General features: G+C 51.0%; 17 protein-coding genes. 6 read left to right on the top strand and 11 right to left on the bottom strand.

All coding sequences use genetic code 11. From position 1 onward, the window contains the following. Nucleotides 1–281 precede the first annotated feature (281 nt). Nucleotides 282–3161: a DNA polymerase I gene (gene polA, locus LAT77_RS03725; RefSeq protein ID WP_290563205.1), complete on the bottom strand. Its 2880-nt coding sequence runs from the start codon at nucleotides 3159–3161 to the stop codon at nucleotides 282–284. A 552-nt stretch (nucleotides 3162–3713) separates the two neighbouring features. Here polA and elbB point away from each other — a divergent pair. Then, nucleotides 3714–4367, top strand: coding sequence for an isoprenoid biosynthesis glyoxalase ElbB (gene elbB / locus LAT77_RS03720; RefSeq protein ID WP_290563204.1), 654 nt, complete (start codon nucleotides 3714–3716; stop codon nucleotides 4365–4367). Between the two features lie 77 nt (nucleotides 4368–4444). On the opposite strand, the gene LAT77_RS03715 is transcribed toward elbB, so the two are convergent. The 3 genes from LAT77_RS03715 to aroE form a co-directional block, all read right to left on the bottom strand. Beyond that, on the bottom strand, nucleotides 4445–5647 hold the full coding sequence (locus LAT77_RS03715; RefSeq protein WP_290563203.1) for a hypothetical protein: 1203 nt from the start codon (nucleotides 5645–5647) through the stop codon (nucleotides 4445–4447). A gap of 69 nt (nucleotides 5648–5716) precedes the next feature. After that, complete coding sequence (locus LAT77_RS03710) at nucleotides 5717–7651, bottom strand: SLC13 family permease (RefSeq protein ID WP_290563202.1); 1935 nt, start codon at nucleotides 7649–7651, stop codon at nucleotides 5717–5719. Nucleotides 7652–7655: 4 nt separating this feature from the next. Next, nucleotides 7656–8465, bottom strand: coding sequence for a shikimate dehydrogenase (gene aroE, locus LAT77_RS03705; protein ID WP_290563201.1), 810 nt, complete (start codon nucleotides 8463–8465; stop codon nucleotides 7656–7658). Between aroE and LAT77_RS03700 the strand changes: the two genes are divergently transcribed. Then, entirely contained in the window at nucleotides 8464–8886 is a 423-nt protein-coding gene (locus LAT77_RS03700) for a group II truncated hemoglobin (RefSeq protein WP_290563200.1), read from the top strand. The genes aroE and LAT77_RS03700 overlap by 2 nt on opposite strands. Here the strand turns inward: LAT77_RS03700 and LAT77_RS03695 are convergent, their stop codons facing one another. The 6 genes from LAT77_RS03695 to dprA all read right to left on the bottom strand — a co-directional run bounded on the left by LAT77_RS03695 (nucleotide 8887) and on the right by dprA (nucleotide 13711). Next, nucleotides 8887–9579 (bottom strand): hypothetical protein, encoded by a 693-nt coding sequence (locus tag LAT77_RS03695; protein ID WP_290563199.1) that lies wholly within the window; start codon nucleotides 9577–9579, stop codon nucleotides 8887–8889. A 181-nt stretch (nucleotides 9580–9760) separates the two neighbouring features. Further along, nucleotides 9761–10720, bottom strand: a complete 960-nt coding sequence (gene hemF / locus LAT77_RS03690; protein WP_290563198.1) for an oxygen-dependent coproporphyrinogen oxidase — start codon at nucleotides 10718–10720, stop codon at nucleotides 9761–9763. Beyond that, complete coding sequence (locus tag LAT77_RS03685) at nucleotides 10717–11295, bottom strand: L-threonylcarbamoyladenylate synthase (RefSeq protein ID WP_290563197.1); 579 nt, start codon at nucleotides 11293–11295, stop codon at nucleotides 10717–10719. Before LAT77_RS03685 ends, hemF begins: the two co-directional genes overlap by 4 nt. 74 nt (nucleotides 11296–11369) lie before the next feature. Next, nucleotides 11370–11927 (bottom strand): type I DNA topoisomerase, encoded by a 558-nt coding sequence (locus LAT77_RS03680; protein ID WP_290563196.1) that lies wholly within the window; start codon nucleotides 11925–11927, stop codon nucleotides 11370–11372. A gap of 42 nt (nucleotides 11928–11969) precedes the next feature. Continuing rightward, nucleotides 11970–12446 carry a DUF494 family protein gene (locus tag LAT77_RS03675; RefSeq protein ID WP_290563401.1) on the bottom strand — a complete coding sequence of 159 codons (477 nt, stop codon included), beginning with the start codon at nucleotides 12444–12446 and terminating at the stop codon, nucleotides 11970–11972. Between the two features lie 5 nt (nucleotides 12447–12451). Beyond that, nucleotides 12452–13711, bottom strand: coding sequence for a DNA-processing protein DprA (gene dprA, locus LAT77_RS03670; RefSeq protein WP_290563195.1), 1260 nt, complete (start codon nucleotides 13709–13711; stop codon nucleotides 12452–12454). Nucleotides 13712–13877: 166 nt separating this feature from the next. Here dprA and def point away from each other — a divergent pair, with 166 nt between their 5' ends. Genes def through trkA form a run of 4 tightly spaced genes read left to right on the top strand, consistent with a single transcriptional unit; the run spans nucleotide 13878 to nucleotide 18209 of the window. Continuing rightward, complete coding sequence (gene def, locus LAT77_RS03665; protein ID WP_290563194.1) at nucleotides 13878–14393, top strand: peptide deformylase; 516 nt, start codon at nucleotides 13878–13880, stop codon at nucleotides 14391–14393. Between the two features lie 22 nt (nucleotides 14394–14415). After that, the gene (gene fmt / locus LAT77_RS03660; protein ID WP_290563193.1) at nucleotides 14416–15387 is read left to right on the top strand and encodes a methionyl-tRNA formyltransferase; all 972 of its coding nucleotides are present in this window, start codon (nucleotides 14416–14418) and stop codon (nucleotides 15385–15387) included. Nucleotides 15388–15438: 51 nt separating this feature from the next. Beyond that, nucleotides 15439–16830: a 16S rRNA (cytosine(967)-C(5))-methyltransferase RsmB gene (rsmB, locus tag LAT77_RS03655; protein ID WP_290563192.1), complete on the top strand. Its 1392-nt coding sequence runs from the start codon at nucleotides 15439–15441 to the stop codon at nucleotides 16828–16830. Then, nucleotides 16827–18209: a Trk system potassium transporter TrkA gene (gene trkA / locus LAT77_RS03650; RefSeq protein WP_290563191.1), complete on the top strand. Its 1383-nt coding sequence runs from the start codon at nucleotides 16827–16829 to the stop codon at nucleotides 18207–18209. Before rsmB ends, trkA begins: the two co-directional genes overlap by 4 nt. A gap of 45 nt (nucleotides 18210–18254) precedes the next feature. Here trkA and LAT77_RS03645 read toward each other — a convergent pair whose 3' ends face one another. Further along, the gene (locus LAT77_RS03645) at nucleotides 18255–19754 is read right to left on the bottom strand and encodes a TrkH family potassium uptake protein (RefSeq protein ID WP_290563190.1); all 1500 of its coding nucleotides are present in this window, start codon (nucleotides 19752–19754) and stop codon (nucleotides 18255–18257) included. Nucleotides 19755–19764 lie beyond the last annotated feature (10 nt).

Here is a 19764-nt window from a genome sequence, read left to right as displayed (position 1 = left end):
AGGTTTACGGAAAACCGCTGTGGGTAAAAACACGGCGGTTTTTTTGTCAGCGTTTTTTACTTCTTCCGCTCAGCCGCTTTGCGCTCAATCGGAAAATAAAAAGCCCCGGACAAAGTGACCGGGGCGAAGGATGTCCAGGGAAAACATCTTGGGAGAGCATAATGCTCACTTACTATGAGTCCCTATTGGTTAAAAAGTTTCCAATAAAATTTAACCATTTATCAGCTGGTTATAATTTAGTCAGCGCTAATACTAAACAATGAGTCCACTCTGCTCGTCAATTAATGCGCCTCATCCCAGTTATCACCCACGCCCGCATCAGCAATCAGCGGCACATCGATTTTAACCGCCTGCTCCATCACCTCAACTAACTTAGGCAAATAGGTCTCAACCTTGTCCTCGCGAATTTCAAAAACCAATTCATCGTGGACTTGCATGGTTAGAAACACGTCGCCCTCATTGATATTGCCGGGTGTTTTCAACCAAGCGGCGACATCAAGCATGGCCTTTTTCATAATATCTGCGGCGGAACCCTGCATCGGCGCATTAATGGCCGCCCTTTCTGCTGCATTTCTACGCATAGCATTCCGCGCATTAATTTCTGGCAGGTATAAACGACGGCCAAAAATTGTCTCGACATATCCTTGGGCAGAAGCTTGTTTGCGCGTGCGCTCCATATAGTCAAGAACACCAGGGAAACGCTCAAAATAGACGTTCATGTAATGCTGCGCGTCATTACGGCTAATGTCGAGTTGGCGCGCCAAACCAAATGCAGACATACCGTAAATCAAGCCGAAGTTCACGGCTTTGGCTCGACGCCGTTGCTCAGACGTCACCTCTTCTAGTGGCACACTAAATACTTCCGCCGCGGTTGCTTTGTGAATATCTCGACCGCGAGCAAAAGCTTCCAGTAGGCCTTTCGACTGCGACAAATGCGCCATAATTCGCAATTCAATTTGCGAATAGTCAATCGCCACAATTTTATAGCCGTCGGGCGCGACAAAGGCCTTGCGCACCCGCCGTCCAGCTTCGTTACGAATGGGGATATTCTGCAAGTTCGGATCCGTCGACGACAAACGGCCTGTTGCGGTCACCGCTTGATGGTACGAGGTATGAATGCGGCCGGTCGCCGCTTTAATCATCCGCGGTAATTTGTCGGTATAGGTCGATTTCAACTTAGCTAATCCGCGGTGGCGCAAAATTAGGTCCGGCAGCGGGTAGTCCAGTGCCAATTCCTGTAAGACCTCCTCAGCCGTTGACGGAGCGCCTTTGGGAGTCTTCTTCTTCACTGGCAAACCGAGCTGCTCAAATAAAATCGTTTGCAGTTGCTTGGTCGAATTGAGATTAAAGGGCTCTCCCGCAATGTCAAACGCGTCCTTCTCGATTTCAGCCAACTCTTTGGTAATTTCTTGGCTTTGTTTAGCTAGTTGATCGGCGTCGATCATCACGCCTCGCCGCTCCATCATCGCCAAAATTGGAATTAACGGTAGTTCAAGTTCACGGAGCACTTCTTGCAAGCGTCCTTCTGCTAATACACGCGGCCACAACACCTCGTGCAAGCGTAAGGTGATATCGGCGTCTTCCGCGGCGTACGGAGCCGCCTGCGCTATCGACACTTCATCGAAACGCTTCTGCTTACTCCCCTTACCCGCGACGTCTTCATACGCGATCGTCTTATGACCCAGATGCTGCAACGACAAGGTGTCCATGTCATGGCGTGAACTGGTACTATTAAGCACATATGACGCGAGCATAGTGTCGTTGAGGATGCCGCGAACATGGATGCCGTAGCGACGGAATACGTGCATATCATATTTAATATGTTGGCCAATTTTCTTCGGCTGATTGTCTTCCAGTAAATGCTTCATCTGTCCCAGCACCCAGTCGCGGTCCAGTTGCTGCGGCCCATCTAAATCTTGATGCATTAACGGCACATACGCTGCTTCACCAGGGGCAGTGGCAAATGAAATGCCAACTAATTCCGCTTCCATGTAGTCAATGCTGGTGGTTTCCGTATCAATTGCATAGTAATCAGCTTGCTCAAGGCGCTGCAGCCAATCTGCGAACGTCGCTTGGTCAGTAATCGTGACATAACTCGAGCGATCAATCGGCGACATGGCCGCGGATGACTCGGAACTTTCGCCATGACTTGCTGCGTCGCTAACCGCTTGGCCATTGGCAGCGCCGTTACCATTAATACCTTCAGCGCTGTCCATGCCCTTCTCGAGCGCTTTCTGCGCATGACCTTCACCCGCATGTTCTGCAGATTTTTCGCCTTTCTCTAACAGCTCCGCCAGCCAACGCCGGAACTCACATTGTTTATAGAGTTCCGCTAACCGCGCATCATCAGGATCAGCAAGCAGCAGTTCTTCGGGTTTTAAGTCCAATTCAACGTCAAGTTTGATGGTGGCGAGTTGTTTCGACAGGAGCAAGATATCGCGATGTTCTTGCAGCTTGGCCGGCATCGACTTGGCCCCACGGAAACTCAGCTCTGCGACTTTCTCCGGATTTGCTAACATATTCTCGATCGAGCCCATCCCGCTTAGCATGGCCAAGGCGGTTTTCTCACCGACTCCCGGCAAGCCTGGAATGTTGTCCGAGCTATCCCCCATTAATGCGAGAAAATCGATCATTTGATCCGGTCGCACACCGTATTTTTCCGGCACAGCCGCTTCATCAAGGACGGTGTTGGTCATGGTATTAATCAAAATGACGTGCTCATTCACGAGCTGAGCCATATCCTTATCGCCCGTACTAATCAGCGTCGTGCGGCCTTCATCAGCCGCTTGTTGCGCGAGCGTACCAATCACGTCGTCGGCTTCGACCCCTTCAATACTAATCAGCGGCAGTCCCATAGCCCGAATAATTTCATGCAGGGGCTTAATTTGCGAGCGCAGGTCGTCCGGCATCGGCGGTCGGTTCGCTTTATATTCCGCATACATGTCATTGCGAAATGTCGTACCTTTAGCGTCAAATACCACCGCCATGTGGGTTGGATGATATTGATTGAGAAGGCTGCGGAGCATATTAACGACGCCGTAAATAGCACCGGTTGGCTCTCCCGCCGAATTGGTCAAGTGCGGCGGCGCGTAGTAGGCTCGAAATAGATAAGAAGAGCCATCGACAAGAATAAAAGGCTGTTTTGGAATTTGAGGCGTCATAGCGAAAAACCTGTTTCTGTTAAGCACAGTTGAATGCTGCTAGGATGCCACAGACTTGGCTTTCTGGCTAATGAGCTAGACTATTTTTCGCCGTTTGGCGCGAGCATGATGGAAACGATTGAACTGCAAGCGACGAGCCTGTGTACGGTTCCTCTGCTTCTTGCTAACAACCTGTGGATAACTCTGTGAAGAACGATCAATTCTGCCGTGAGTCCAAACTATCAGACTACAGCATCAAGATTTAATAAGCGTTTGATTTTACAGGGATTAAACAGCAACCCAGACCGCATATACTTATTCTTTTTGGCGTAATTGCCACCTGTGGAAATTGCTTTAGTCGAACTTCAACCAGAGATAGTTTAAAGTACGTTTTAGTGTATAGAAGTCGTGAAAACTTCGGCGCAACGAATAATTTTTGTACGCAATCTCTCAACAGGTTTGACAGATTAGCACAATCATTCGCCAATACCAGATCAAAATTCGATCTTTTTTAACATTTTTTGATCTGAAAAATTCGGTTCTTATGAACGAAAATAATGGAGGATTATGGCCATGAAAAAAATCGCTGTGTTATTAAGTGGTTGTGGTGTTTTTGACGGCAGCGAAATTTATGAAACTGTCATTACGTTACTTGCCATTGAACGCAACGGTGCCAGTTACCAATGTTTCGCGCCAGACAAAAATCAGTTTCATGTGATCGATCATCAGGTTCAACAACCCGTTGCAGAAGCGCGTAATGTGCTCACCGAAGCTGCACGCTTAGCACGCGGTAACGTCAAACCGCTCAGTGCGTTACACGTCGACGAGTTTGATGCGTTAATTGTCCCCGGCGGTTTTGGTGCAGCGAAGAATTTCTCTGACTTTGCTATCAACGGCGCCGATGCGGTTGCGGATGACGAGGTCGTCGCTTTTTGCAAAGCCTTTGTTCGCGCACAAAAGCCCGCCGGATACATGTGCATCGCACCCAGCTTACTTCCCTTCGTGTATGGCCAAGGTATTGAACTGACCATAGGTACCGACGCCGATACCGCTGCTGCCCTTGAGAAACTGGGTGCAAAACACATCTCATGTCCTGTCGATAAGATTGTCGTTGATGAACGACATCGCGTAGTCACGACACCGGCGTACATGCTGGCCAGCTCTTTAAGTGAAGCGGCGAGTGGCATCGATAAACTGGTGGCGAGAGTACTGTCGCTGGCGAACTAACCTATATTTGTGCAGCCGAAAACGAGCAAGCCCCGCACAACTGCTGCGGGGCTTGCTCTGCTCAAGTTCTATCGGTTCTAATCGACCGGATGGCCATTCGCGCTGAATTCACCGTCTTTTAAGATAATTCTTAACGGCATGGACTGCGCGTCCTCAGGCAGTGCTAACAACAACATCTGTCCCATCGCTGGTAGCTCAGTCACAGTTACATCAAGGTTCATCAGTCCTAACGTGGCATTGAAAGGTACATTTCGATGGTTGTCTAACGAGTCCATCATCTCCGCCCAGCGCTCCGTTAAGAATGTCATTGAACCGTGCAGTTCAAGCTTGCCAAGTTGCTCACTTTCGCCGACAAAGCGCTCGACCACAAGCTCAGGATCGACGGAAACGAACGCCGCCAAATTCGCCCACGCTTCATCGTCGAGTTCACTAAAATCGCGGTCAATTAAAAAGCGCTGCAGTACGAGTACATCGGCAGACTTGACGCCATTCAACCGCCAATCAACGGTCACCGTCGTCGGACTGTCAGACCAAATGAAGTTCGCGTTTGAGGAGCCATATATCGACGCATCTTCACGGGTCGCATCCATAAAGAAGCTATATCCGATGTCTTCACCATGCCAATTAAAGCTCTCTGCATCTTGGCCAAAGGTCATGCCGAATTGGCCAACATGGCTGCGCAGATCAACAACTTCCGCCACGCCATTGCGCGTCTGCGTACCCCAGTGCACTTTGACGTCGCGTGCAGCGACGCCTTCGTTTTCACCCAAGCCATAGAATGCATGGGACACCTGCCAGTCCATGAGGATTTTCGAGCCGACCATCGCAAGTTGCGCATGGACAACGCCAAGCTCAAGACTCCAGTCGTTCCAAACCTGATTGTAGGCGTCACCTTGGTAGTCTAAAAATAAGCCACCACGGGATACCCGTCCCTGCGAGCTGTAGGTATAAGGCGTCATGCCTTCAGCCAATAGCGCATCAATACGGCTTTCACCTTGGCCTATCCACCGCGCGCTCAGGAAGCCATAGGTCAAGTCGACGTTTTCGCTAAAAAGAATACGAGTACTGTTGTCCAGCTCCGCATTACCGCTAATGCGAACCTTGCCCGAACGCCAACCTTGCGCTAACCATTCCACATTGACTTCAAATTCATGATATTCCGAGAACTCCTCGATGAGCCGAGGTAATTGTTCTTCGGCGAGCTTTTTCGTCGTCAGGATACCGGCGATATAGCCAGTAATTGCAAGGATAATGACAACAATAACAATATTCTTTTTCATAATCTTCCCGATAGATTTCCATCAACACACGCGAGTAGTCCGTACTCGCAGTAAAGGTTGAAGGGCTGGTTACAAGGGCCAGAAAAATAACAATGCTGGAATACTGACCGCTAAAACAATAAGCTGCAATGGTAGCCCCATTTGCCAGTAATCCCCAAATTTAAATCCGCCGGGGCCGAGAATGAGCGTGTTATTCTGATGTGCAATCGGTGTCAAGAACGCACATGAAGCACCCACGGCAACCGCCATCAAAAACGCATCCGGATTCAAGTTCAACTGATTCGAAACACTCACCGCTATTGGACACATCACCGCAGCGGTCGCCGCATTATTCATGATGCTCGTTAGTAGCGTCGTCACAATTAAGATAAAGCCAAGGATAACTGGCGGACTGCTATCGCGCAGGAGAACCAACGCTGACTCCACAATCAGGTCGGCGGCTCCCGTGGTTTCCATCGCCAAAGCAATCGGAATTAATGCCGCCAACAGCACCACGACTGACCAGTCGATATTTTCATACACTTGTCGCAACGGAATCACGCGTAATGCCATAACTGCAAACATCCCTGACGCAAAGGCGACAGCGGCCGAAGTAATGCCTGTGGCGGCCAAGGCAACCGCAGCGACCATAATAATCGAAGCGAATGCCGCTCGTTTCTTGCTGGGTACGCGTACCGTGCGCTCAGCAAGCGGTACACAGCTGTAATTATTCGCAAATTGCGAGAGTGCTTCGGCAGTTCCTTGCATTAATAACACACTGCCCGACTGAATCTTGGTTTGGCGCAAGCGTTTAACGGTTTGACTACCTTCAAAGGAGATCGCCAAAAGATTCAAACCTAATCGACTGCGCAAGCGCAGTTCAGCGGCGGTATTATTGATCAACGCTGAATCCGGCATGACAACCATCTCAACCAAGACCACTTCCGAGTCATCCGATGCGCGCGGCACGGCATCGGCTTGCGCCGAGCTGGTGAGTCCGCCGCGCAAAGTATAGTCGCCATAGGCGGTGACCCGACGATCTACCCATGGCGGTGGCAAATCAAATTCCTCGTCGACCATGCGTAGTTCGCTTTTTTCGCTCTCGTCCTCTTCCTCGTCGTCCGCACTCGGCGGTTTAACGTTATCCACCAAGCGCAGTCCCAATACACTAATCGCTTGGCTCAAGCTTTCCGGCTCAGCCTTGATCACGAGTAAGTCACCTTTCGAGACACGCTGATAGCCGTAAGGGTGAACCACTTTCACCTTGTCACGCACTAAACCGATAATTTCGGCGTCACTTTCCTGTAACTTCGCATCGAGTTCACGCAGCAACATACCTGCCGCTTTTCCGTCTTCAGACACACGGACTTCAGTTAAATACTTACCCGTATCGAAGTTCCCCGCATCAGCACGTTCGCGCTTTGGAACCAGACGCCAGCCGCCGATGGCGAGAAAAATCACCCCCGCAACCGCAACTAAAACACCCACAGGGGCAAAATCAAACATTTGATAGCCGGCGCCCAATGATTCAGCGCGATAGCCGGAAACGATCAGGTTGGGTGGCGTGCCGATCAGGGTTGTCATGCCGCCGAGGATAGAGCCAAAGGCCACCGGCATAAGCACCCGCCCAGGCGGTATTCCTAGCTTTGACCCCAACTGAATCGCGATCGGCATTAATAGCGCCATCGCACCGACATTATTCATGAACGCGGACAAGACCGTAGCGAGCGCAGTCAATGCCGCGATGGTAGTTACGGCGCCTCCGGAGCTTGGCGTGAACTTATGCGCGACAACATCAATCGCTCCGGTAATTTGCAACGAGGCACTGAGCACAAGGACACAGGCCACAGTGATCACTGCAGGATGACCAAAGCCATAAAATGCTTCGGCACTTGGCACTAAACCAGCGATCACACAGGCCAATAGTGCGCCCAGCGCAACAATATCATGACGCCATCGACCCCAGATAAAGAACACCAAGGTGAGCAGCAAAATCCCTAAAATCAAACCTTGTGGTACGGTCATATGTTTATCCTGTTTCGAGTTGTCGACGCAGTTCGTTTAACACCAACTCAGTTTGTGGCTGCTCGCCAGTCCACGCTTGATAACTCAAGGCGGCTTGCTCGACAAGCATCCCTAGCCCATCGGCGACTTTGCAGCCAGACTGCTGTGCCCACTGTAAAAATACCGTCGGCTGCGCGCCATACACCATGTCATAACAAAACGGCGCGCCATGCAATATTTTTTCACTCAACGGCGGCAGCTCACCGTATAGACTTGCCGCTGAGGCGTGAATAATTAAGTCCCAGGGTTCATCTTGAAGCGCGCTGTCATAGTCACCGGCGGTAACGCCAGCGAATTCATCAGCAAGCTGCTGCGCTCTCGCCACGGTGCGATTGACAACATGAATGACCTGCGCCTGCGCTGCCAACAGGGGTCCAAGAACGCCACGTACAGCGCCACCAGCGCCGATAATTAAAATTCGTGCACCGGCCAGCTTCACGCCAAGACGCAGTAGATCACGCACCAGACCAAGGCCGTCGGTGTTATCCCCAAGCCAACGACCTTCGCGTAAAATTAAGGTATTCACTGCACCGGCTTGCTCTGCTCGTTCACTCAGTGTGGTGCAGAATGAAAGGACTTGCTCTTTTAACGGCACGGTGACATTCGCACCGACGCCGCCGCTTGCGACAAATTCCGCCAAACGCTGCGAAAATTGCTCTGGAGCTGCTAAAATGCGCTGATATTCGAGCCGCCGCCCAAACTGCGCAGCAAAGGCAGTATGAATTTGCGGGGACAAGCTATGCTCTATCGGATAACCAAAAACAGCGAGTTTCATGAAAATACCAACATTCCTTCATCGTTTACGCAATGTCCACACAGAACCGCAAACCCTTTACCAGCGTTTAGGTGGCGAAGATAGTGTGCGTGCCATGGCGGATCGATTTTATGACATTATGAGCACAGATCCAGCGGCGAAGGAACTTTATGCCATGCATCCACTGCCTTTGGATAGCATTCGCGTGAAGTTTTTTGAATTTTTAAGTGGTTGGTTTGAAGGGCCGCAGTTGTATGTGGAAAAGTATGGTCATCCCATGTTGCGGGCTCGCCATCTGCCATTCAGTATCAATGAAAGGATGCGTAACCAATGGCTGCATTGCATGTACCAAACCCTGGAAGAGCAAGTGCAAGATAAACAATTAAAACATGAATTGCGCCAGCGTTTTACACGCCTGGCGCACCACATGATCAATCAATAACTAAGACGCGTCTTTAGCTTTTTGCTTCTGAATCCGCTCGATGCGGCCAGCAAAACCGGTCTTGGTTTTATCGTCGAGGCCAAAACCAAGTGCCTGTTCACAGACATTGATGGCTTTGTCGTAATGCCCATCTTCAACCAATAAGGTCGCATAATTTTGGAAAGTCAGCACTTGCGGCAAAGACCCGCCGTTACTCTCGGCTAACGGCTTTTTGATCTGTTCAAATTCGTCAATGTGACGCGCAGAAAAGGTTTTACAAATGGTCCGCCAACCGTCATCTGCTCGATTGCGATAACTCGTTTCAGTGATTTGTTGGTAAAGGCGGTGACGTGTAAGTGGGTCCTTCTCGTCGTCCAAGGCCAATAATGGCTCTTTTATCTCATCAGGAACTTCCGCCCCGAGTGGTGACGGCTGTGATTTGTCGCCGCTATCAATCACCGGATCAACGTCCTTCGAAATCACCTCTTTTTCTTTGCTTGGCGTTTCGTCGCTCGTGGATGTTGGCTTTGTGCTCACGGGTTCACTTGAGCTATCGGACTTCGAGGATGCCGAAACTGAGGATTGCTCCGAGACACTACTGGACGGCTTGCGTTCAGATTGATTCGCTTGCTGTTGTGATTTGTTGGCCGCTAAACGACGAATAATAAAGATTGCGGCAACAACAATGACCACGAGAATGAGTAAACTAGGCATGGTAAGTTCCTGTATCGATTATTTTTTATGCGGACTCAGCTTAGTCCGAAATCGAACAAGAAACAAGCGATGGCCGGCGCAACACGACCAATGTCTGTGCCCAACACGATTAACTACTGTGCAGACACTGTGCTGAGCACGCGACTCTACCCTTGCAGAGCTGCGCGCTGCCGCTGCATGACTAAGGTAAATTCAACCAATTCCGTGGCTTCAGGTAGTCTTGTAATGCTGCCTCACGACTATCTGCCTCAGCTTGGTACATATACTCCCAGCGCGCCAGCGGTGGCATCGACATGAGAATCGACTCGGTGCGACCACCGGTTTGCAGACCGAACAACGTGCCACGGTCATAGACTAAGTTGAATTCCACATAGCGCCCACGACGGTATAACTGGAACTGGCGCTCGCGCTCGCCAAACGGCGTGTCTTTGCGTCGTTGCATAATCGGCACATAGGCTTTGGTAAAATGGTCACCAACCGAACGCATCAGCCCAAAAGCATGCTCGAAATCGAGCTCGCCGTTCGGGTTGCGATTCAAATCATCAAAGAACAAGCCACCGACACCGCGCGTTTCTTGTCGATGCGGTAAGAAGAAATACTGATCACACCATGCTTTATAATCGTTGTAATACGCTGAGCCAAATGGGTCACACGCCGCCTTCGCCGTTTCATGCCAATGTTTAACGTCCTCGTCAAATGGATAGAAAGGCGTGAGATCAAACCCGCCACCGAACCACCATACAGGCTCTTCTCCCGGCTTTTCAGCGATAAAGAAGCGAACATTAGCGTGCGACGTCGGTATGTAAGGGTTATGCGGATGAATCACCAACGACACGCCGCAAGCATTGAAGCTGCGGCCGGCTAATTCAGGTCGGTGTGCGGTCGCCGACGCCGGCATCGATGCGCCAAATACATGGGAGTAATTGACACCACCTTGTTCAATCACTGCACCGTTCTTTAGAACTCGCGAGCGACCGCCACCCCCTTCTTCACGCTGCCAACTGTCTTCGACAAAGCGCTGTTGGCCATCAACCACTTCAAGCTCCGCACAAATCGAGTCTTGCAAGCTCTGCAAATAGCGCTTTACTCGTTCTAAATACTGGTTTTGCGGGTTGGCTTGCTGCGGATCGGCTTGGCTCATCGTAACGTGGCTCCTGTCAGGGGGTTAATAATTTGCGACGGTTCTGTCCGACCGCCAGTTTCACCGGCCATAATCCAGTCTAATTCATGGCCAAGTTCAGCAGCGACCGCTTCGGCACTGCGCAGTGGCGGCTTGCCAGCGTAATTGGCACTGGTCGACACCAGCGGTGTACCGAGGGCGCGACACAATGCACGCACCGGTTCAAATGCGGTTACACGCACGGCAATGGTATCAAACTCACCACGTAAAAAGCCTGGCACATTGGCTTTTGCCGGTAACACCAGGGTCACTGGCCCAGGCCAATGAGAGAACACCTGAAAACGTTTATCTTGGGGGATTTTACTGTCATCAACATAGTCGAGCAATTGGCTATAGTCGGCAGCGATCAGAATGAGGCCTTTCGTTTCCGGTCGCTGCTTTAATGCAAGGAGTTTTCGCACGGCAATCTCATCGTACGGCGCACAACCTAAACCGAACACAGCTTCGGTTGGATAGGCAATTAAACCGTGGTTCGCAAGCGCTGCTTTTGCTGCCGCGAAGTTGTCTTGTGTTGGATCAGAAATTGGAAACGACATGCGGACTCCTGAATAATTCACGATGACAGTGCTGGTTCCTTACCGCATCCTTTCGCGCCAGCTAACGAGCGTTATTATAACGGCTCAGATTTGTAACCGCACTGCTTTTGCGGGCAACGTAAACGAACGCCGGCGGCCGAATCGCGTTTAACCAGCACACCCCACCCGCATTCAGGACAGCTTTGTGCGACTGGCTCGTCATTGACGGCATATTTGCATTTCGGGTAACGGTTACAGGCATAAAACTGCTTGCCGTACTTATTTGCTCGCTGTTGCAAATGTCCTTTCTTACACTCTGGGCACGCAATCGTTGCAGTAGTTTCTTTCACTGCCGTAGGGTCGAGCATAAAGTGACATTCAGGGAAGCCGCTACAGCCAATAAAAAAGCCGTAACGGCCTTTCTTTAAGAGTAATCCGGCATTGCACTCTGGGCACTGCTCCGGCAAAGGTTGCGGGTCGAAATCGCCGGACTCATGCAGCGATTGGGTATAGTCACAAGCAGGATACTGACTGCATCCCCAAAAGGAGTGATGTCCGGTGTGCTTCAGTCGCACTACATTTCCACACAGCGGACAAGGCTCGTCGCGCTCGTTTTTACGATCCGGCGCGTCAAATAGATGTGTTGGAGTCATAGGGCCTCTGCGTTATCGGCAAATGGTTTCACCGTCAGAAGACTAGTGTAACAAACCCTCTGGCTCTTCAAACAACAGGTCTTCCATCTGGCTGTAGGCGTCTTCGTGACCCGGCACGTTAAACAGAACCATTAAAATCACCCACTTCAAGTCTTCCAACATGAATTGCGGGGTATCAAGTTCCATCACACGGTCGATCACCATTTCGCGAGTCGCGAAATCCAGCACGCCAATTTGCTCTAAGTACAGCAAGAACCCTCGACACTGCACATCAAGCCGAGCCTGCTCTTCCGCAGTGTAGGCTCGGAACGACGCCACAGGCGCCGCTTGATTTATATACGGATGGTCCTGACTGTCCTGTAGATCGGCCAGACGCTCTAACCAAGCGAGCGCTTTCCCGATTTCCTGTTCGTGGAAACCTGCACGGGTAAGCTCGTCAGTCAGTTCATCGTGGTCAACCACCACTTCCATTTCAGAATGGACGTAGTTCTCAAACAAGTACATGAGGATATCAAACATCTTCATTACCTCCTCACCCTGACGTAACCGCCAGGTACTGTCTTAATCCATCCATCCAACTCGAGACTGATGAGCTGGTGCATTACTTCTGAAACCGTCATTCCTGAGTGACTTATGATAGCGTCAATCGAGGTGGTTTCAAATCCCACACTAGCTAATATGGGGGCATTTGCCAAGTGTTCAAGCGCATTTTCGCATGCATTCTCGTCGAAAACATGCGCTGCGCGCGAAATATTCGGGAGATCGCCGCAACAGCCCTCACCAAACATCATTTCGTAAGCCTCCACATTGGCCTGCAAGTCGAGGTCAATTTCCTCGGGTTTCGTCACCAATCGCGCACCTTGTTGAATCAGAAAATTGGGGCCTGCGGCCAAGGGGTTCAGCGGTGATCCGGGAATCGCGTAGACCTCGCGGAAACAATCTAAAGCTGACTGAGCGGTATGCAGTGAGCCGCTGCGTTCAGCTGCTTCGACGACCACCACGCCGCAACTTATTCCTGCAATAATACGATTACGCAGCGGAAATTGTTCACTCCGCGCCGGCGTTCCCGGTGCATATTCGCTCAGAATCAATCCTTTTTCGCCGATTTCAGTGAGTAGTTGGCGATTGCGAGCAGGATACAACTGGTCAATGCCGCTACCGAGCACGGCGATGGTTGCACCCGCGACCGACAAGGCTGCGCGGTGCGCTGCGCCGTCCACACCCAGCGCACCACCACTAGCAATCACCCAGCCCATTTGCGCCAACTCACGGCTGAACATTGTCGCCAGCTCAATACCGCTCGGGCTCGCATGACGCGAGCCAACAATCGAGATTGACGGTCGCTGCAACAAGCGCAGATCGCCGCGGGCAAAGAGCACCATCGGCTGCGGAGTAATTAGCGTGACATCGAAAGGAAAAGCTGAACAGCCCCACGTCAGCATGCGGTGTGAAGGACATTGACCCAGCCAATCGAGTGTTCGCGCCGCTTCCTTTGCACTCACATCAGCTAAGTTGCGAATAATGGCTTGCGGCACCTCAGCCAAAGGCTCAAGCACATTATCGGGCGGAAACCGAGCAAAGGGATCTAACTCGCCGTCGTCATGGTTTGACCAAAAACAGCAGAGCTGCTCGCGCACGCGAGACGGTGCCCGTTGAATACTTAGCCACTGGCGAATCGTTTTCACCGAGGTATTGGCTGCTGTTAATGCGTCGATTTCGACAACGTCCGCTGGCTGGTTATTCTGTGCAACCGAGAGAGGCCACTCTGCCTGTTCCTTCATCATGTGTCATCCTTGTTTTTTTAGCAAAAAGCCCCATATTTGACCTATAGTCACGGAGCGGTTGAAGACAATTCTGCGGAGTTTTCAAACTGAAACAAGGACAAAACTGTATTTTCAGCGATCTTCCACGTAAAATTAGCGATCCACGTACGAACGGAACCACAGCACTATGGCAGTTATGACGATTTTGAAGTATCCAGATGAGCGTTTACGTACCATCGCTCAACCGGTTAAACAGGTTGACGATGCGTTGCGCACAACGATCGATAACATGTTTGAAACCATGTACGGCTCTCAGGGCGTTGGCCTTGCCGCCACCCAGGTGAATGTGCACAAACGTTTATTCATCGCCGATTGCAGTGAGAATCAAAACGAGCCGCTGGTCTTTATTAATCCAGAAATTATCGAACGCGATGGTATTCACGAAAATGAAGAAGGTTGTTTAAGCTTTCCTGGCGTGTATGCCAAAGTTGAACGCGCAAGCCAAATTAAAGTTCGCGCTCTCGATAGCAACGGCGAAACCTTTGAGCGTGAAGCTGATGGTTTGCTCGCGATTTGTATTCAACATGAAATCGATCACTTAAACGGCAAATTGTTTGTCGATTATTTATCACCGTTAAAACGTGACCGGATTCGCAAAAAACTTGAAAAAGAAGCACGCTTAGAAGCCAAGCAAGGCGCTTAAGTAGCAACCGAGAGGACAGTCAGTGCGGATTATTTTTGCCGGAACCCCAGATTTTGCAGCGCGGCACTTACAGGCACTGCTCGATACCAGCGACCTGAATGTGGTCGCTGTTTACACTCAGCCTGATCGGCCTGCCGGTCGCGGCAAGAAACTGCAAGCCAGCGCAGTGAAAACGCTCGCGCTAGCGCATCATGTACCGGTCGAGCAACCAAGCTCGTTAAAGACTGCTGAAGCACAAGCGCAATTGCGTCACTATCAAGCCGATGTCATGGTCGTAGTCGCTTATGGTTTGTTACTGCCACAAGCAGCGCTGGATATACCGCGTCTTGGTTGTATCAATGTCCACGGTTCGTTGTTACCACGTTGGCGCGGTGCCGCGCCGATTCAGCGCGCAATTTGGGCCGGCGACCAAGAAACCGGTGTCACCATCATGCAAATGGATGCAGGCCTTGATACCGGCCCCATGCTTGCAAAGTCCTATCTTGCTATCGAAGCCGACGACACCTCTGCATCACTCTACGAAAAGCTAGCGAAACTTGGTCCATTGGCTTTAGTTGAGGCCTTGCGCAGTCTGAACACTGGCGACATTCATGGTGTGCCACAAGAAGATAGCAAGGCGACTTATGCCAAAAAACTGAGCAAAGAAGAAGGTCAAATTGATTGGTCGCAAGACGCCGCCTTTATTGAACGATGCGTGCGTGCATTTAATCCTTGGCCGGGCAGTTACTTCACCGTCCCGGGGCATGAAGATCAACCGTTCAAAGTGTGGCAAGCAGAAGTTCAGGCTTCGCCTTCAACAGCGCCAGCACACGGTACCATTGTCGCCGCCGACAAACATGGGATCAGCGTGCAATGTCAAGGTGGTGTTTTAGTGATGACGCAACTGCAGCCGGCCGGTAAAAAGGCGATGTCTGCAGCGGATGTACTCAACGCCCGCCGTGACTGGTTTGCGGTTGGCTCAAGTTTAATCAGCACACCGTCCGCGGCCTCGTGAGTCACCTCGTCGCGTTACAACTTACCCTGATTCAAGGCGATTACAGACGCAATGACTGACAAAAAAACGACGTCCGAGCCGAAACAAGCGAGTCCCCGTCCTGCAGCGGCTCGCGCTGCCGCTGCACAAGCATTGCAGCTGGTGTTGCAACATGGTCGCTCATTAACTCAGGCCTTACCGCAGGCCAGCGAGAAGTTAGTTGGCAGTGAGCGTGCCTTTGCGCAGGCCATTGCCTATCAAGTGTTACGTCAATTACCCGTTTACGAATGGCTGCTAAGTCACTTGTTGGACAAGCCGTTAAAAACCAAAGTCCGGGTTGTGCACTACCTCTTATTAGTCGGCTTGTGTCAGTTGCGTGACATGCGTGTGCCGGCGCATGCGGCGATCGCTGAAAGTGTCAGTGCCGCCAGTTTATTAAAACAACCTGCACTTAAAGGCATGGTCAATGCTGTTTTGCGTCGTTATCAACGCGAAATGGATGCGCTCGAAACGCAACTCGCTTTGGAGCAAGACAAATCCGCGACACTGGCCTTCGCTCACCCTGGCTGGTTGCTCAAACGCTTACAACACGCATACCCAGAACACTGGCAAGACATTTGTACTGCGAACAATCAAGCGCCGCCGTTGTGGTTGCGGGTCAACGCACAACAATTCAGTCGTGACGATTATTTGGACCTATTGAACAGCGCTGGCTTAGACGCCGTCGCCGACACGCACTGTCCATCAGCCATACTTTTGCAGCGTTCGACCGATGTCACTGCTTTGCCTCATTTCACCGAGGGAGCTGTGTCAGTTCAAGACCGTTCGGCCCAATTCGCTGCACATATACTGACCCCGAAAAATGGCGAACGGATCCTCGACGCCTGTGCTGCGCCCGGTGGAAAAACGGCTCACATTCTTGAGCTCGCACCGCAAGCGCGAGTAGTTGCACTCGACTTTGACGAGAGCCGATTACAGCGTGTGCACGAAAATTTACAACGCCTACAGCTCAACGCTGAGGTCATCTGCGGTGATGCAAGTCAAGCAGACTGGTGGGATGGTGAGCTCTTTGACGCCATTTTACTGGACGCACCCTGCTCCGCTACCGGCGTGATCCGTCGCCACCCAGACATTAAGTGGCTGCGCCGCAACGACGACATTAGCACCTTAACCGAGCTACAAAAATCAATTCTGCAACAGCAATGGCAACGGTTAAAACCCGGTGGGCGTTTACTTTATGCGACATGTTCTATCCTTCCTGACGAGAACATGCTGCAAATTCAAGCATTTCTCGCTACAGTTGACGGTGCTGTCGGTAAAACGATTTCATCTGACTTAAGTGGCGTTGACCTAATCCAGAGCGCCACAGACGGTTGGCAGCTATTACCTGCAGTAAGTGCCGAACACCAACAAAGCGGTGACGGGTTCTATTATTTTCTGCTTGAGAAAAAGAGCGACGCATGAAAAAAGTCATAATTGTCGGTGCCGGCCGCGTGGGTGCGACGTTAGCCGAAAGCTTGGTCAGCGAACGTAACGAAGTCACCGTTATTGATCAGAATCGCGAATTGCTTGACCTGCTGCAAGACAAGCATGACTTACGTGTCATTCAAGGTAATGGCGCCCATCCTGACGTCTTACGATCAGCAGGAGCCGACGACGCTGACATGCTGATTGCGGTGAGCAGCCTCGATGAAGTCAACATGCTCGCCTGTCAGGTCGCCCACTCTATTTTTAATACGCCACTGAAAATCGCCCGTGTCCGTTCAGAGCAATACACCAAATACGAAGATCAACTGTTTCGCAAAGAACAAATGCCAGTCGACCATATTATTTCACCGGAACAATTGGTGACCTCTTATATCAAACGCCTGATTGACCATCCGGGCGCCTTGCAAGTGGTGCATTTTGCGGAGGGTAAGGTGAGTTTGGTCGCAGTACGCGCGTCGTATGGCGGAAAACTTGTCGGCCACGCCATTGCGACGTTGAAAGAGCACATTCCAAACACAGATACTCGCGTTGCCGCGATTTTTCGCCAAGGCCGCCCGATTCGTCCCGTGGGTTCAACCATTATCGAAGCCGATGATGAAGTGTTTTTCGTTGCCGACAGCAAGAATATTCGTGTCGTTATGGAGGAATTGCAGCCTCTGGAAGCACGCTATCGCAATATTATGATTATGGGCGGTGGTCACATTGGTGCTGGCTTAGCGCGCCAACTCGAAGAAACACATAAGATTAAGCTGATCGAACTTAGCCATTCGCGGGCGGAACAGCTCAGTGCCGAACTCAGCAATAAAACACTCGTTCTTCAAGGCGATGCCACCGACCAAGAAATGCTCAATGACGAGCGAATTGAAGACGTAGATCTCTTTATAGCCGTCACCAATGACGATGAAGCCAATATCATGGCGGCACTGTTAGCTAAACGCATGGGCGCTAAGAAAACCATGGTATTAATTCAGCGCAGTGCGTATGTCGACTTAGTTCAAGGCGGCGAAATCGATATCGCGATATCACCACAACAAGCGACGATTTCGGCGCTACTCAAGCATATTCACCGTTCTGATTTCGCCAGTGCTTATTCGTTACGCCGTGGCGCAGCTGAAGCCATTGAAGCGGTAGCGCGCGGTGAAGAGAATACGTCGCAAGTGGTTGGGCGTGAAGTCGGCGAGCTGAAACTGCCGCCAGGCACCACCATTGGTGCGATTGTCCGCGGCAGCGAAGTGCTCATCGCCCACGATGACACCCTGATTCAGTCTGATGACCATGTCATTTTATTCTTGGTCGACAAAAAGTATGTCAGCGAAATTGAGCGACTGTTCGCACCGGGCGCGCTGTACTTTTAGCGCACCAAGCTGTCGCTAAGCCATTCGGCTAACCATTCGGTATACCTAGTGTTTCCAGAATGCTGGCGTAAAGAGGACCAGTAAGGTAAAGATTTCTAAGCGGCCAAAAATCATCGCTAACATCGCCACCCACTTGCCGCCGTCGGAGACGCTGGCAAAATTACCCGCCACTTCCCCTAAACCTGGACCTAAGTTGTTCAACGTTGCTGCCGTCGCGCCAAATGCCGAATAATCATCCAGCCCGGTGGCAATAAACAACAACATTATGATGACAAACACCAACGCATAAGCGGCAAAGAAGCCCCACACGGCCTGTACGACTCGGTCCGGCAAGGCACGATTGCCCCACTTAACCGTGAATACTCCACGCGGATGAATCAGACGATTAATTTCGCGCATTCCTTGGCGGTAAAGTAATAAGACCCTTATCACTTTTAAACCACCACCGGTTGAGCCTGCGCTGCCGCCAATAAAACTGGCGAAAATAAGAAGGACAGGCAAGAACAATGGCCAAGTAGCATAGTTCTGGGTCGTAAAACCGGCCGTTGTTGCGATTGAAACGGTCTGGAAAATACCGTGGAACAGCGCATCCGACCAATGACCGAACCACTGCTGACTGAGTAACACGAGAACAACGATGGTAATTAAGGCAAATTGAATAGCGATTAACGCACGAAACTCTGGGTCTTTGTAATACACTTTCAAGGAGCCACGGTACAGCTCATACTGCTGTTGGCCTTCAACTTTGCGACTGTAGAGACGAGGAACTGCGGAAAAGTGCAGCGCGAAATTTACCGCTGCAATCAGCAAGAATAAGACACAAATCATGTGAATCACGGGGTTGTCGTAATAGCCCATACTGGCGTCATGGGTAGAGAACCCGCCGATGGCAACGGTTGAAAACGCGTGCCCGATGGCATTGAACGGCGTCATCCCCGCGGCCCAATAAGCTAAGGCGCAGGCAATGGTTAAGCCAAGATAAATGTACCAAAGCTGCTTCGCCGTGTCGGCGATGCGGGGCGTCATTTTTGAGTCTTTGACCGGACCAGGAATTTCTGCGCGGTATAATTGCATGCCACCAATGCCCAGCAAGGGTAAAATTGCGACAGCTAGTACAATGATCCCCATGCCCCCTAGCCATTGCAGTTGCTGACGATAAAAACGATAGGCATGCGGCAACTCGTCGATACCGGTGAGTACGGTCGCCCCTGTGGTTGTTAACGCCGAGAACGACTCAAACATTGCGTCAGTAAAACTTAGGGTATATTCATCTGGCATCCAAAACGGTATGGCGCCGACCGTCCCTAACACCACCCAGAACATGACCACAATGACGAAGCCTTCACGGGTTTTTAATTCACGTTTATGGGTGCGGTTGGCATACCAAATCAGGATACCAATGACCAAGCTCAGCACGAATGCCAACAGAAATGCCCAGCCACCACCGTCTTCGTAGAAGTAAGCCAGCACTGCTGGCGGAATCAAGGTGACACTAAAAAGTGCGATAAGTATGCCTAAAATCCGCAATATCGTGCGTATTTGCATGGAAAACGAG

The sequence above is a fragment of the Aliidiomarina sp. genome (assembly GCF_022565475.1).
Lineage (GTDB): Bacteria > Pseudomonadota > Gammaproteobacteria > Enterobacterales > Alteromonadaceae > Aliidiomarina.
Note: the sequence above shows the minus strand (reverse complement) of the source record. Positions and strands in the feature narration are given on the sequence as shown.

What these genes read in the sequence shown, in the direction of transcription:
- LAT77_RS03680 (WP_290563196.1), bottom strand. Translation starts at nt 11,927, where the DNA reads ATGACTCCAACACATCTATTTGACGCGCCGGATCGTAAAAACGAGCGC.
- trkA (WP_290563191.1), top strand. Translation starts at nt 16,827, where the DNA reads ATGAAAAAAGTCATAATTGTCGGTGCCGGCCGCGTGGGTGCGACGTTA.
- dprA (WP_290563195.1), bottom strand. Translation starts at nt 13,711, where the DNA reads ATGATGAAGGAACAGGCAGAGTGGCCTCTCTCGGTTGCACAGAATAAC.
- LAT77_RS03710 (WP_290563202.1), bottom strand. Translation starts at nt 7,651, where the DNA reads ATGACCGTACCACAAGGTTTGATTTTAGGGATTTTGCTGCTCACCTTG.
- rsmB (WP_290563192.1), top strand. Translation starts at nt 15,439, where the DNA reads ATGACTGACAAAAAAACGACGTCCGAGCCGAAACAAGCGAGTCCCCGT.
- LAT77_RS03645 (WP_290563190.1), bottom strand. Translation starts at nt 19,754, where the DNA reads ATGCAAATACGCACGATATTGCGGATTTTAGGCATACTTATCGCACTT.
- LAT77_RS03700 (WP_290563200.1), top strand. Translation starts at nt 8,464, where the DNA reads ATGAAAATACCAACATTCCTTCATCGTTTACGCAATGTCCACACAGAA.
- polA (WP_290563205.1), bottom strand. Translation starts at nt 3,161, where the DNA reads ATGACGCCTCAAATTCCAAAACAGCCTTTTATTCTTGTCGATGGCTCT.
- LAT77_RS03715 (WP_290563203.1), bottom strand. Translation starts at nt 5,647, where the DNA reads ATGAAAAAGAATATTGTTATTGTTGTCATTATCCTTGCAATTACTGGC.
- elbB (WP_290563204.1), top strand. Translation starts at nt 3,714, where the DNA reads ATGAAAAAAATCGCTGTGTTATTAAGTGGTTGTGGTGTTTTTGACGGC.
- aroE (WP_290563201.1), bottom strand. Translation starts at nt 8,465, where the DNA reads ATGAAACTCGCTGTTTTTGGTTATCCGATAGAGCATAGCTTGTCCCCG.
- LAT77_RS03695 (WP_290563199.1), bottom strand. Translation starts at nt 9,579, where the DNA reads ATGCCTAGTTTACTCATTCTCGTGGTCATTGTTGTTGCCGCAATCTTT.
- LAT77_RS03685 (WP_290563197.1), bottom strand. Translation starts at nt 11,295, where the DNA reads ATGTCGTTTCCAATTTCTGATCCAACACAAGACAACTTCGCGGCAGCA.
- hemF (WP_290563198.1), bottom strand. Translation starts at nt 10,720, where the DNA reads ATGAGCCAAGCCGATCCGCAGCAAGCCAACCCGCAAAACCAGTATTTA.
- def (WP_290563194.1), top strand. Translation starts at nt 13,878, where the DNA reads ATGGCAGTTATGACGATTTTGAAGTATCCAGATGAGCGTTTACGTACC.
- LAT77_RS03675 (WP_290563401.1), bottom strand. Translation starts at nt 12,446, where the DNA reads ATGTTTGATATCCTCATGTACTTGTTTGAGAACTACGTCCATTCTGAA.